Origin of the sequence: Crystallibacter degradans (assembly GCF_012952295.1) — a bacterium.
Classification (GTDB): Bacteria; Actinomycetota; Actinomycetes; order Actinomycetales; family Micrococcaceae; genus Crystallibacter; species Crystallibacter degradans.
This window is the reverse complement of the sequence record NZ_JABBCH010000003.1, coordinates 182,050-193,966: the sequence shown is the minus strand read 5'-3', so window position 1 is coordinate 193,966 and position 11,917 is coordinate 182,050. Positions and strand designations below refer to the sequence as shown.

Annotated in this window: 13 protein-coding genes and 1 tRNA gene; 10 read left to right on the top strand and 4 right to left on the bottom strand. The window is 63.6% G+C overall.

The features are described from left to right. Nucleotides 1–36: 36 nt before the first annotated feature. Complete coding sequence (locus HGO92_RS07580; RefSeq protein ID WP_169993385.1) at nucleotides 37–267, bottom strand: hypothetical protein; 231 nt, start codon at nucleotides 265–267, stop codon at nucleotides 37–39. Nucleotides 268–480: 213 nt separating this feature from the next. On the opposite strand from HGO92_RS07580, the gene HGO92_RS07575 reads away from it, so the two are divergent. Continuing rightward, a complete protein-coding gene (locus HGO92_RS07575) occupies nucleotides 481–1,074 on the top strand; it encodes a TetR/AcrR family transcriptional regulator (RefSeq protein ID WP_169993384.1) in 594 nt (197 codons plus the stop codon). A 53-nt stretch (nucleotides 1,075–1,127) separates the two neighbouring features. Continuing rightward, nucleotides 1,128–1,460 (top strand): ankyrin repeat domain-containing protein, encoded by a 333-nt coding sequence (locus HGO92_RS07570; protein WP_169993704.1) that lies wholly within the window; start codon nucleotides 1,128–1,130, stop codon nucleotides 1,458–1,460. 51 nt (nucleotides 1,461–1,511) lie between these two features. Here the strand turns inward: HGO92_RS07570 and HGO92_RS07565 are convergent, their stop codons facing one another. Then, the gene (locus HGO92_RS07565; RefSeq protein WP_169993383.1) at nucleotides 1,512–3,011 is read right to left on the bottom strand and encodes a catalase; all 1,500 of its coding nucleotides are present in this window, start codon (nucleotides 3,009–3,011) and stop codon (nucleotides 1,512–1,514) included. Beyond that, on the bottom strand, nucleotides 3,004–3,474 hold the full coding sequence (locus HGO92_RS07560; protein ID WP_169993382.1) for a Fur family transcriptional regulator: 471 nt from the start codon (nucleotides 3,472–3,474) through the stop codon (nucleotides 3,004–3,006). Before HGO92_RS07560 ends, HGO92_RS07565 begins: the two co-directional genes overlap by 8 nt. 172 nt (nucleotides 3,475–3,646) lie before the next feature. Here HGO92_RS07560 and HGO92_RS07555 point away from each other — a divergent pair, with 172 nt between their 5' ends. The 5 genes from HGO92_RS07555 to HGO92_RS07535 all read left to right on the top strand — a co-directional run bounded on the left by HGO92_RS07555 (nucleotide 3,647) and on the right by HGO92_RS07535 (nucleotide 8,059). Continuing rightward, the gene (locus HGO92_RS07555; RefSeq protein ID WP_169993381.1) at nucleotides 3,647–4,390 is read left to right on the top strand and encodes an alpha/beta fold hydrolase; all 744 of its coding nucleotides are present in this window, start codon (nucleotides 3,647–3,649) and stop codon (nucleotides 4,388–4,390) included. Further along, nucleotides 4,387–5,109, top strand: a complete 723-nt coding sequence (locus HGO92_RS07550) for an esterase/lipase family protein (protein ID WP_169993380.1) — start codon at nucleotides 4,387–4,389, stop codon at nucleotides 5,107–5,109. Before HGO92_RS07555 ends, HGO92_RS07550 begins: the two co-directional genes overlap by 4 nt. A gap of 10 nt (nucleotides 5,110–5,119) precedes the next feature. After that, nucleotides 5,120–6,400 carry an MFS transporter gene (locus HGO92_RS07545; RefSeq protein ID WP_169993379.1) on the top strand — a complete coding sequence of 427 codons (1,281 nt, stop codon included), beginning with the start codon at nucleotides 5,120–5,122 and terminating at the stop codon, nucleotides 6,398–6,400. 105 nt (nucleotides 6,401–6,505) lie between these two features. Then, nucleotides 6,506–7,372, top strand: coding sequence for a zinc metalloprotease HtpX (htpX, locus tag HGO92_RS07540; protein WP_169993702.1), 867 nt, complete (start codon nucleotides 6,506–6,508; stop codon nucleotides 7,370–7,372). A 12-nt stretch (nucleotides 7,373–7,384) separates the two neighbouring features. Next, entirely contained in the window at nucleotides 7,385–8,059 is a 675-nt protein-coding gene (locus HGO92_RS07535) for a histidine phosphatase family protein (protein ID WP_169993378.1), read from the top strand. A gap of 63 nt (nucleotides 8,060–8,122) precedes the next feature. On the opposite strand, the gene HGO92_RS07530 is transcribed toward HGO92_RS07535, so the two are convergent. Continuing rightward, nucleotides 8,123–8,614, bottom strand: a complete 492-nt coding sequence (locus tag HGO92_RS07530; protein ID WP_169993377.1) for a YajQ family cyclic di-GMP-binding protein — start codon at nucleotides 8,612–8,614, stop codon at nucleotides 8,123–8,125. 171 nt (nucleotides 8,615–8,785) lie between these two features. Here HGO92_RS07530 and HGO92_RS07525 point away from each other — a divergent pair, with 171 nt between their 5' ends. The 3 genes from HGO92_RS07525 (at nucleotide 8,786) to HGO92_RS07515 (ending at nucleotide 11,911) form a co-directional block, all read left to right on the top strand. Then, complete coding sequence (locus HGO92_RS07525; RefSeq protein ID WP_169993376.1) at nucleotides 8,786–9,160, top strand: hypothetical protein; 375 nt, start codon at nucleotides 8,786–8,788, stop codon at nucleotides 9,158–9,160. 102 nt (nucleotides 9,161–9,262) lie between these two features. After that, nucleotides 9,263–9,344 (top strand) — tRNA-Tyr (locus HGO92_RS07520). A gap of 251 nt (nucleotides 9,345–9,595) precedes the next feature. Further along, nucleotides 9,596–11,911, top strand: coding sequence for a penicillin-binding protein (locus tag HGO92_RS07515; RefSeq protein WP_240974482.1), 2,316 nt, complete (start codon nucleotides 9,596–9,598; stop codon nucleotides 11,909–11,911). Nucleotides 11,912–11,917: the final 6 nt, after the last annotated feature.

Genomic DNA, 11,917 nt, shown 5'->3' with positions numbered 1-11,917 from the left:
CAAGGAGTGCGCCGGGACCTTAGCCAGTTGCGTCAGCTACGGATTGACGTAGAAGCGCAGGACGTCGCCGCTGGGCAGCTCAAGCCGGATCTTGTTCCGGCTCGGAGTGCTGATCCGCGCCTCCGGATAGACGGTCCGCAGGCTGTTGATGAGCGGCTCCGGACCTGGGTCCTGAGCGCCCTGCCCCGAACGCGATTGTTCAGCCGATCTACCTCGACCGGTCAGCTTAGCGGTGCTCCATTGCAGCCAAGTCTGTGTTGTAGCCACGATACCCATCCTCAGTTGATGGCTTAACCGTTTCCGGCTGGTCCGACCCCCGTGCCGTCCCTATACCAGTATGCGAGCCATTGCTCTCTACCTTAGGACGGCACACCTAGAAAAAGTTATGAAAATCAAACTTCATATGGCGCCGCACTATGCTGGGGTCCAGCAGAGCATCCAGCCAGGATGCCGTGGGAGGACGAGGAGCGCGCACGGGGCATGGCCAGACCGCAGAATCTCCAGCGCAAGCCGCAGCTACTGGCGGGCATTCTGGATTATTTGCAGGACAAGAACCTTGCTGGACTGTCCTTCCGGTCCTTGGCAGAGGGACTGGGAATCAGCAGCTACATGCTGGTCTACCACTTCGGCACGAGGGAACAGTTGGTCGCTGAAATCGTGGCCCAGGTCCAGTCCGGGCTGGCAGCGCCGCCGCGCGGCCAAATGCTCCAGCTGACACCCGAGGGATTCCGCGAGCAGATGCTCCGGTTGTGGAGCCGGTCCATGACGGTCCGTGGCCGGCAGCTCCAGCGGCTCGGTTTCGAAGCCGCCATGCAGGATCCGGAAGGGGTGTTCGGCAGTCACTCGGCCGACCTCTATGGGGCCTGGCGGGACGTGGCCACCGCTTGGCTGCAGGCGAACGGAGTGGGGCCGGGGGCGGCAGAGGCCGAAGGGCGCCTTTTTGCGGCAGGTGTCCACGGCCTGCTGTATGAGCACGTGCTGACAGGACAGGCGCAGCAAACGACGGCGGCCTTCCGCCGATTGCTCGATCGTTACCTTTCGAACGCGGAGTCTTCCCCTACGCTGGACCTGTGACCAACAATATTCCACTCAATGATGAACAGGCCGGACGGGTTGTCGGGATCGCCATGGATCTGGCCCGCGAAGGCAGGACCAGTGAACTATCGGAGTTTCTCGACCACGGACTGCACGTGGACGTGCTCGATTCGGACAACAACACCCTGCTGATGCTCGCTGCCTACCACGGGCATGAAGAGACTGTGGGGATGCTGCTGGAGCGCGGCGCCGATCCCGACATCCGAAATGCCCGCGATCAGACGCCGATTGCCGGCGCTCTGTTCAAGGGCGAAGATGCGATAGTCGGCCGACTGCTGGCGGCCGGAGCCGATCTCGATGCCGGCACGCCGACCGCGCGCGACGCAGCCAAGATGTTCGGCCGGGAGCACCTGCTCGAGAAATAAGAAATGCCCGGGACCAGCCGCATGACTGGTCCCGGGCATTTTCTTTGGCTCTTAGACCGAGTCGGAGTTTACATCCGTCTCGGAAAGCTTGCCGGCCCGCAGTGCCTCAATGGCCTTGCGAACTCCTTCACCGTAGGCCGGATCGGCCTTGGTGCAGTTGGCGATGTGCCGCTCGATGGTGGCTTCGGAAGCCCCGTCGATGCCGCGGGCGGTGTTCTCGAAGAGCACCTGCTTCTGCTCTGCGGACATCTTCTCGCGGAAGAGGATGCCGGGCTGCTCGAAGTAGTTGTCGTCGTCCTCGCGGTAGTTGAACCGGTCGGCGATAGCGCCTACGGCCTGCGCCGGATCGCGGTACGCCGGCTGCTGCTGCCAGCGGCCGTAGGAGTTCGGCTCGATGCCCGGGGTGGCACCCTGGTTGCCGTCAACGCGCATCGTGCCGTCGCGGTGGTAGGAGTTGACTACCTTGGCGCCACGCGGGTAGTTCACCGGGATCTGGTGGTGGTTGACACCCAGACGGTAGCGCTGTGCGTCGCCGTAGGAGAACAGGCGGCCCTGCAGCATACGGTCCGGGGAGAAGCTGATGCCCGGAACAACATTGGCCGGCGAGAAAGCAGCCTGCTCAACATCGGCGAAGTAGTTCTCCGGGTTGCGGTTCAGCTCCCACTCGCCAACCTCGATCAGGGGATAGTCCTTCTTGGACCAGACCTTGGTGAGGTCGAACGGGTGGTACTTGTACGTCTCGGCGTCGGCCTCGGGCATGATCTGGACCATGAGCTTCCACTTCGGGAAGTCGCCGCGGTCGATCGAATCGAGCAGGTCGCGCTGGTGCGATTCGCGATCGTCACCTACGAGCTTGGCAGCTTCCTCATCGGTGAGGTTCTTGATGCCCTGCTGCGTACGGTGGTGGAACTTAACCCAGAACCGCTCACCGGCGTCGTTGATGAAGCTGAAGGTGTGCGAGCCGAAGCCGTGCATGTGGCGGTAGGATGCCGGGATGCCGCGGTCGGACATAACGATGGTGACCTGGTGCAGGGCCTCAGGCAGGTTGGTCCAGAAGTCCCAGTTGTTCTCGGCGTTGCGCAGGTTCGTGCGCGGGTCGCGCTTCACAGCGTGGTTGAGGTCGGGGAACTTCAGCGGATCGCGGAAGAAGAACACCGGGGTGTTGTTGCCCACCAGGTCCCAGTTGCCCTCTTCGGTGTAGAACTTGACGGAGAAACCACGGATGTCGCGCTCGGCGTCGGCTGCGCCGCGCTCACCGGCAACGGTGGAGAAACGGGCGAACAGTTCGGTCTTCTTGCCGACCTCGGAGAAGATCTTGGCGCTGGTGTACTTGGTGATGTCATTGGTCACCGTGAACGTGCCATAAGCACCGGAGCCCTTGGCATGCATGCGGCGCTCGGGGATGACCTCGCGGTCGAAGTGCGCCATCTTCTCCAGGAACCAGACGTCCTGCAGCAGCATGGGGCCGCGCGGGCCGGCGGTCAGGCTGTCCTGGTTGTCCGCGACGGGCGCGCCCGCAACGGTTGTCAGCGGCTTGGTGTTTTCAGCCATGTGTTCTATTGCTCCTTGTCGGATCTTCCATTGTGAAGGTCTTTTTGGCAGTGCAGGCCGGACAGATGCCCCAGTACGTGACCTCGGCTTCGTCAATCGTGAAGCCGTGGTCATCGGAGGCCGAGAGGCACGGTGCTGCGCCAACGGCGCAGTCCACGTCTTCGATCCCTCCGCATGACCGGCACACCAAGTGGTGGTGGTTGTCGCCAACCCGGGCCTCGAAGCGGGCCGGCGAACCTGACGGCTCGATCCGGCGCACCAGCCTGGCATCGGTCAGCGCTGCGAGCACGTCATAGACGGCTTGCTTCGAAACCGTGCCTAGTTCGGTCCTCACCACACCGGTGATGGTGTCGGCATCGGCGTGCGGGTGGGCACGAACGGCCTCCAGCACTGCAGTCCGTGGACGGGTCACACGAAGCATGGCTTCGCGCAGCAAGTCCTCCGGCTCCCTCATATCGACCATGGCACCGATACTTTCACGTTTTCTGGAATCAGTCCAGAAAAGATGTCGCTCTGGGCGTGTCGGGGGTCACGAGAGTGGTTGGGTTATTTGGCGGCGCACTAATCGTCAATCGTCGTCCGCCGGTGCCACCCCGTAGCCTACGATGACATTCACTTTAGGAGGTGCGCACTTTATGTCTCCAACCCAGGAATCCACGGTGCAGGTAGAAGGGCGCGAACTCAAAATTCTGACCCGGGGGAGCGGGCCGGAAACCTTCGTCCTGGTACCCGGCATCGGTGTCTCGCCACGGTATTTTGCCCCGCTGGCCCGCGAACTGGCTGCCTTCGGTGCCGTGCACTCTGTTGAGCTGCCCGGATTCGGCGGTACCCGGGCTCCACGGGAGGCGTTGTCGATGCAGGGTTTCGCCCGGCTGGTGCGGGGTGCGCTGGATTCTGCCGGCATTGGCCCGGCGGTGCTGGTGGGGCATTCAATGGGGTGCCAGATCACCGCGGAGATGACCGTTGCCCATCCCGAGCTGACGCGCGCCCTGGTGCTGCTGGGGCCGACGACGAACCGGAAGGAGCGAAGCGCCCTTCAGCAAGGGTGGCGGCTGTTCCAGGACACGCTGAGGGAACCACCACAGGTCAACTACGTGGTGCTGAGCGATTATGCGCGGTCCAGCAAGCGTTGGTACTTCACCACCGTCCCCGAAATGGTCGGGCACCGGCTGGAGGAAACTGTGGCAAAAATCGACGCGCCCACGCTGGTGCTGCGCGGTGAACGCGACCCCATCGCGCCGCGCGAGTGGGTTGCCGAACTCGGAAGGGCCTGCCCTGGCGCACGGATTGCGGAGGTCCCGGGCGAGGCCCACGTGGCGATGTTTCGCCGGCCCAGAACCGTCGCTTCCTACTGCCTGGAACTGGCGGCACGGGCATGAGCGGCGGCCGGCCCCGGGGCATTGGAATGACGCTGCGCCGCGGCTGGGCGTGGCTGCAGGACTATGCCTACGTCGCCTATTGGCAGGTGCACGGCTTCCTGTTCCGTGATGATCCTGCGCCTTATCTGCAGGCAACGGGCCGGGAAGACCAGCCGGTGCTGCTCATCCCGGGAATCTACGAAAAATGGCAGTTCCTCAAGCCCATCGCTGACGACTTGAGCCGGGCGGGCCATCCGGTCCACGTGGTGGAGCCGCTCGGATACAACCGGGGCACCGTGGCCAGGATGGCTGAGCTCGTCAGCGCCTACTTGACGGCCGCAGACCTGCAGAACGTGACTATCGTGGCCCACAGCAAGGGCGGGCTCATCGGCAAGTACGCCATGACCATGCCGGGAGCCGCGGGATGCATAGCCCGCATGGTTGCAATCAACACTCCGTTTTCCGGTTCGGTCTATGCCCGGTTCTTCCTGGTCCCCAGCATCAGGGCTTTCTCGCCCCGCAACGGTGCACTGCGCTCCCTCGCCGCCGAACTCTCTGTGAACCACCGGATCACCTCGATCTACAGCTCCTTTGATCCCCACATCCCCGGCGGCAGCGAACTGCCCGGCGCAGAGAACATCGAGCTGGACCTGATGGGCCACTTCCGCATCATCGGCGACCCCAAGGTCCTCGAGGCGATCCGCAGCGTGCTGTCAGGGAAAGGTGCTTCCGGCAACTAGAATTTCGTCCATGCCCAAACTGTTCGCCGACACCACTCCGCTCAAGGAGAGCCTGGATTTTCGGCGGATGTGGATCGGGACCTCGCTGTCCTCGATCGGTGCCCAGCTCACGCTCGTGGCGGTCAGTCTCGAGGTCTACCAGCTGACCCAGTCCACCCTCGCGGTCGGCGCCATCGGCATCGTCGGGCTGGTCCCGCTGGTGCTGGCGGGACTGTACGGCGGTTCGGTGGTGGACGCGCACGACCGCCGGAAGGTCGCCCTTTACTCCGGTCTGGTGCTCTGGGCCTGCGCCGGGCTGTTCGCGCTGCATGCCTGGTCCGGACTGGGCCAGATCTGGCTGCTCTACCTCCTGATTGCCATCCATTCCGGCGCCGCCGGCCTCAACCAGCCGGCCCGCAGCGCCATTGTGCCCCGGCTGGTCCGGCGGGAAATCCTGCCTGCTGCCAACGCCCTGACCATGATGACCTTCGGACTGGGCATGACCATCGGCCCGCTGCTCGCCGGCGTGCTCGTGGCCAACGTCGGGTTCGGCTGGACCTACACGATCGACGTCGTGACCTTCACCGCCGCCATCTGGGCCGTATTCCGGCTGCCGCCGATTCCGCCAGAGGGCGAAGTCCGCAAGGCCGGCCTCCGGTCCGTCCTCGAGGGGCTGCAGTTCCTGCGCACCCGGCCCAACATCCGCATGACGTTCCTGGTGGACATGGCCGCCATGGTCCTGGCGCAGCCCCGCGCCCTGATGCCGGCCATCGGAGCAGTGGTGATCGGCGGCGGGGAAGCGACGGCGGGAATCCTGCTGGCAGCGGTGGCCGCGGGCGCGTTTCTCGCGGCTCTCTTCTCCGGGCCGCTGGGCCAGATCCGCCGGCAAGGGCTGGCCGTGCTGTGGTGCGTGGCAGTTTGGGGAGCCGCGGTCACAGCCTTTGGCGTCGTCGTCGTTCTTGCCGGGAAAGCCGAAGCGGCGGCGGATGGAAGCATCAGCACCTGGCTGGTTCCGGCGGTGGCCTGCCTGATGGTGGCAGGGGCGGCAGATACCGTCAGCGGCGTGTTCCGCAATACCATCCTGCAGTCGGCGACGCCGGACGCCATGCGGGGCCGGCTCCAGGGCATCTTCATCGTCGTCGTTGCCGGCGGGCCCCGGCTCGGCGACGCGGTGGCCGGCGGTAACGGCGAGTGGCTGGGCGAGGGGTTCGCTGCAGTCGCCGGGGGACTGGCGTGCGTGCTGGCGGTCTGGCTGCTGCATAAATGGCAGCCGCGCTTTGCCCGCTATGACGATAGGAACCCCGAGCCGTAAGGAACACGGCGCCGCCGCTGTACGTTATATGGAGTGCCTGGTCAGAAGATGGCCGGGCGTGCCACGCTGGTCACCGACGGCCGGCGTAGAAGGAGACCTGACGCGGTGCACAATCATTTCAACGGTTTGAAGACAGCCGGCTTGCTCGGCGTGCTGTTTGCGATCCTGCTGGGCATCGGCGCCCTGCTGGCCAGCGGCACGGGCAGCAGCAGCTGGATCTGGATCATGGCCCTGATCGGTGTCGGCACCACGGCCTACAGCTACTGGAACAGCGACAAGCTGGCCATCCGCGCCATGCAGGCCTACCCGGTCACCGAGCAGCAGCAGCCGCAGATGTACCGGATTGTCCGTGAGCTTTCCACCCGCGCCAACCAGCCGATGCCGCGGCTGTACGTCTCACCCACACAGGCGCCGAACGCGTTCGCCACCGGCCGCAATCCGCAGAACTCCGCGGTGTGCTGCACGGAGGGCATCCTCCGCCTGCTCACTGAGCGCGAGCTGCGCGGGGTGCTCGGCCATGAGTTGATGCACGTCTACAACCGCGACATTCTCACGTCCTCGGTAGCAGCCGCCGTCGCCGGCGTCATTACGTCGGTTGCCCAGTTCATGCTGTTCTTCGGAGGCCGGGACCGCAATGCCAACCCCATTGCCCTACTCGCCATGTCGCTGCTGGCACCGGTCGCCGCCATGCTGATCCAGATGTCCATCAGCCGGACCCGCGAATACGACGCCGATGAAGACGGTGCGCAGTTGACCGACGATCCGCTGGCGCTGGCGTCGGCACTGCGCAAACTGCAGTACGGCACGCAGCAAGCCCCCTTGCCCCAGGACCAGAAACTGGTCAACACCAGCCACCTCATGATCGCCAACCCGTTCCGCGGCGGCGGGGTCAAGAAGATGTTCAGCACCCATCCGCCGATGGATGACCGGGTGGCCCGGCTCGAACGCATGGCGGGACGGACCCTTGGCTAAGGAGCGGACCAGATGCGCCTGCTGCTGATCCGCCATGGCCAAACGCCGTCGAATATCAAAGGCCTGCTGGACACAGCGGTTCCCGGACCCGAGCTGACCAAGCTGGGCCGCAAGCAGGCCCGGGCGCTGCCAAAGGCGCTCGACGGCGAGCCGATCGACGCGCTGTTCGCCTCCACCGCGATCCGTACCCAGCTGACCGCCTCGCCGCTTGCCGCCGGGATGCAACTGGACATGGAAATTCGCGACGGCGTGAAGGAAATCTCGGCCGGGCAGCTCGAGATGCTCGGCGACATCGAATCGGTGCGGACCTACATGACCACCGTTTTCGCCTGGTCCGGCGGAGATCTGGATCGGCGCATGCCGGGCGGGCCGGATGGCCATGAGACGTTCGGCCGTTTCGACGAGGTGGTCGCCGAGGCCGAGTCCGCGGGCCTGGCAACAGCTGCCATTTTCAGCCACGGGGCCATGATCCGCAGTTGGGCGGGAGCGCGGGCCGGAAATCTGAGCGTTCCGTTTGTGGCGCGTCAGATTCTTAGCAACACCGGCGTGGTTGTCCTTGAAGGCAGCCTGGCCACCGGCTGGAGGGCACTGACCTGGATGGGCCAGGCCGTGGGCGGAGCCGAGTTGGCGGACACGTTGGCCGACGGCCCGACGGGCGATCCGGTTCCCGCCCGGGAAGACCAGTAAGTGTTCAGGCCGGCTGGGCGGATTTGGCGCGGCAGCGGGACAGCGCTGCCGCGCCTGGAGATTTTAGCGGTAGTTGATGAACTGGAGATCGACGTCCAGGTCAGCTGACTTCAGCATCCCCATGACCGACTGCAGGTCGTCCCGCGACTTGGAACTCACGCGCAGTTCATCGCCCTGGATCTGGGCCTTCACGCCCTTGGGGCCCTCATCACGGATGAGCTTGGAGATCTTCTTAGCCTGATCCTGGGCGATGCCCTCCTTGATCGAGGCCTCGATCCGGTATTCTTTGCCGGATGCGTACGGCTCTCCGGCGTCGAGGGACTTCAGCGAGATGCCGCGCTTGACCAGTTTGGACTGCAGGACATCCAGGACGGCCTTGACCCGTTCTTCGGAGTTCGCCTTCATCAGGATCTTCTCGCCGCTGAAGTCCACCTCCGCGCCGACGCCCTTGAAGTCGTACCGCTGCGCGATCTCCTTCTGCGCCTGGTTGAGGGCGTTGGCAACTTCCTGGGTGTCTACCTTGCTGACGATGTCGAATGATGACTCACTGGCCATGATTCCTCCTTCGGTGTGGGAAACGTAGTCTGCCACTAGCCTACTGTCTGTCCTTAGGCCCGGACTGTACCTTTCACAGCCCTTACTCAGGTTGCGCTCAGTCCTTATGCATCTTCCGGCGAAAGACTCGAATAATTGATTCACCAAGCGAAGCATTTGAGGAGACAGTTGATGTCCAGCCGCCAGCGGTATCTTGTCCGTTCGATGAGGGTAGCCGCCGGTTCGTTTCTCACGGCCGCAACGGTGGCTACCCTGACGGTCATTGGTTCCGGGCCGGCGGCGGCAAGCTCATCGACCTTGAATGCTGTGCACACCCATCTAGCCGTGACCGGAGCCGGCACGTTGGTCCGGCGCGAGTCCGACTTGCTGGAGAAACACCTCGCACAGGCCCGCTTCACTGGCGACCCGCGGCAGTCCGAACGTGAGGAGCGACTGGCGGGACTGCGTGCCGAGATGGACCAGGCTGTTGCCTGGGGGATGGTGACCCAGGCGCAGGCCGATGGCTTCATCTCCCAGCTGTCCTCCCGCATTGATCGCGGGTTTTAGGCAGTGAAACAGGGGACCAGAAGCTCGATTCGATTCTCGGCCCGATCTTCTGTAAGGTTATCTTGCTTCCACTTACGGAGGCGGTCTTCAAGGAAGACGTTCGGCAGATTACCCGAGCGGCCAAAGGGGGCTGACTGTAAATCAGCTGGCAATGCCTACGGGGGTTCGAATCCCTCATCTGCCACCGGACATAAGATCCCCGGAACTTCACCACGTGAGGTTCCGGGGATCTTCACTTAACGATCCATCGGGCCGACTTCCCTCTGTCTCATATGTCCCAGATGTCAATTACGTCACATTTCGGACGTCTTACAACACTGCGGCAACATTCCCTTGTGCACGGTGTGCGAGGACGTACTCTGTACATACCGCTCGCCGGTGGCCACAGTGACGTGGTCTTGCCAGATCTGCGTTAGCAGTCGTCAGGAGTACTAGATGGGACGAAAAAACGCGGCATTGACAAGTCTCCATGAACTCATGGGGTCTGCTCGGTCGGGTTATCCGGAGAAGGAACGTGCCTGGCCGGCACGCCTGGCCGTGTGGGCCGGAGCCGTGGCGGTTGTAGCGCTAAGCGCAGGGACGCTGGTCGCGCCGGGAGCCGTTGCGGTCTCGGCGGGAGCGAACACTCTGGTGAGCCTCTGGGAGGAACTACCCGAGGATCTGCCGCTGGAGCGCTCATTGCCCCAGCACACTGTGCTGCTGGACAAGGACGGCAAGGAGTTCGCCCGCTTCTACAGCGAGAACCGGATCGACATCGACGTCGAAGATGTGTCACCGACGTTCCTCGAGACGCTGATCGATACCGAAGACGCACGCTTCTACGAGCACAACGGTGTGGATCCGTACGGCATTACGCGGGCATTCGTGAACAATGCCGTTAACTCCAGCCAACAAGGTGCCTCGACCCTCACCCAGCAGTTGGTCCAGAACATCCTGGTCAACAACGCCCGTGACGAAACCGAAGAATCGGTCGCGGTGGGGGACACCTACAACGCGAAGATCCGCGAGTCGAAGTATGCGGTCCGGCTCGAACAGCAGTTGAGCAAGGACGAGATCCTGAAGATGTACGTCAACGCGGTGTATTTCGGCAACCGCGCCTACGGCATCGAGGCGGCCGCCCGGATCTACTTCAACACTTCGGCGTCCAAACTCAACCTGACGCAATCAGCGTTGCTGGTCGGCATGCTCAAGGGGCCTGCGGTTTATGATCCCGTGGTCCATCCGGAAGCGGCGACGATGCGGCGGAACACCGTGATCTCCGTGCTGGAGCGCCGAGGAACGATCACCGCCGAAGAAGCGGATACCGCGCGGGAATCGCCGCTAGGTCTTGAACGCGGATCTGTTCCCTCCAGCTGCGGCGACTCGGAGTATCCGTTCTACTGCCACCTGGTCCGAGAGGAAATTCTGACCAATCCGGCCTTCGGAACCACACCCGAGCAAAGGGCTGACCGCTTGTCCCGCGGCGGGATGACCCTGACGACGGGATTGGACCGGCAGGCAATGGAGTCGTCCCGGAAAGCGGTGACGAAAGCACTGGGCGACAAGAACCGGGCCGCCCTCGGCGTCGCCGTCGTTGAACCGGGAACGGGCCACGTTGCTGCCATCACCCAGAACCGGAAGTGGGGGAAGGGCAAGGGCGCCACCGAGGTGGTTTACGCCACCAGCGAGTTCCAGGTCGGCTCCTCGATGAAGCCGATTGTGCTGGGCACGGCCCTCAGCCAGGGGGTTCCGGCCTCGCAGCGTTACTCGGCGAACGGACCGTACTACTCGCCGTCGCTGGATGATCCGGTGGAGGGATTCCATAACTACGGATACATCAACCACGGCAGCGTCGACGCCTACGAGGCCATCCGCAAGTCCATCAACGTGTATTTTGTGCGGCTGATCGAAGAGACCGGGGTGGTGGATGTGGCCAAGTTTGCCGAAATGCTGGGAGTGACGTCTCTGCCCACGGATAAGCTCAGCGGCCGGGAAGCATCATTGGCCCTGGGTGCGTATGAGATTTCGCCGCTGGAAATGGCCAACGCCTATGCCTCGTTCGTCAGCGGCGGTGTGGTGTGCAAACCCGTGACAGTGATCGCCGGGGTCCGCAGCGATACCGGCGAGAAGATCCCGGTTCCCGATGCCGACTGCCATCAGGGGATTGATCCGGGCGTTGCCGATACGGTCGCAGACGCTCTGAAGGAGCCGTTCAAGTCTGGCGGCACTCTCTCCGGAATGGGCAAGCTCAAGGGGCGCGAGGCCGGAGCCAAGACGGGCACCACCAACGATTTCTCCGCCAACTGGATTGTGGGAATGACGCCTCAGTTCTCGACAGCCGTATGGCTCGGCGACCCGCGCGGCGGCGGCCAGTATCCACTCGACGAAGTCGACGCCTACGGGACCACCTTCTACGATCTCACCGGTTCCGAGGTGGCCGGGCCCGTTTGGAAGGCCACGATGGAAGGTGCACACAAGGGCCTGCCGGCGGTTCCGCTGCCCGATTCGGCGCCCGTTGGCGTAGGGACAGTTACCGCTAAAGCCATTCCCGACGTCCGCGGCCTGAAGGTCGACGAAGCTATCACGGTGCTGCTGCGGAACAACCTGACGCCCGTGATTAATAAGGAGCCGGCCAAGGAGAATCCCCTGTACACCCCGGATATGGTCACTGCGCAGACACCGACCCCGGGCAGCTCCTTAAAGTACCGGCAGGAAGTGGCGATCACTTTGAGCGCCGACAGCGATACCTCGATCAGTGTCCCGGCCGAATAGCAGTTG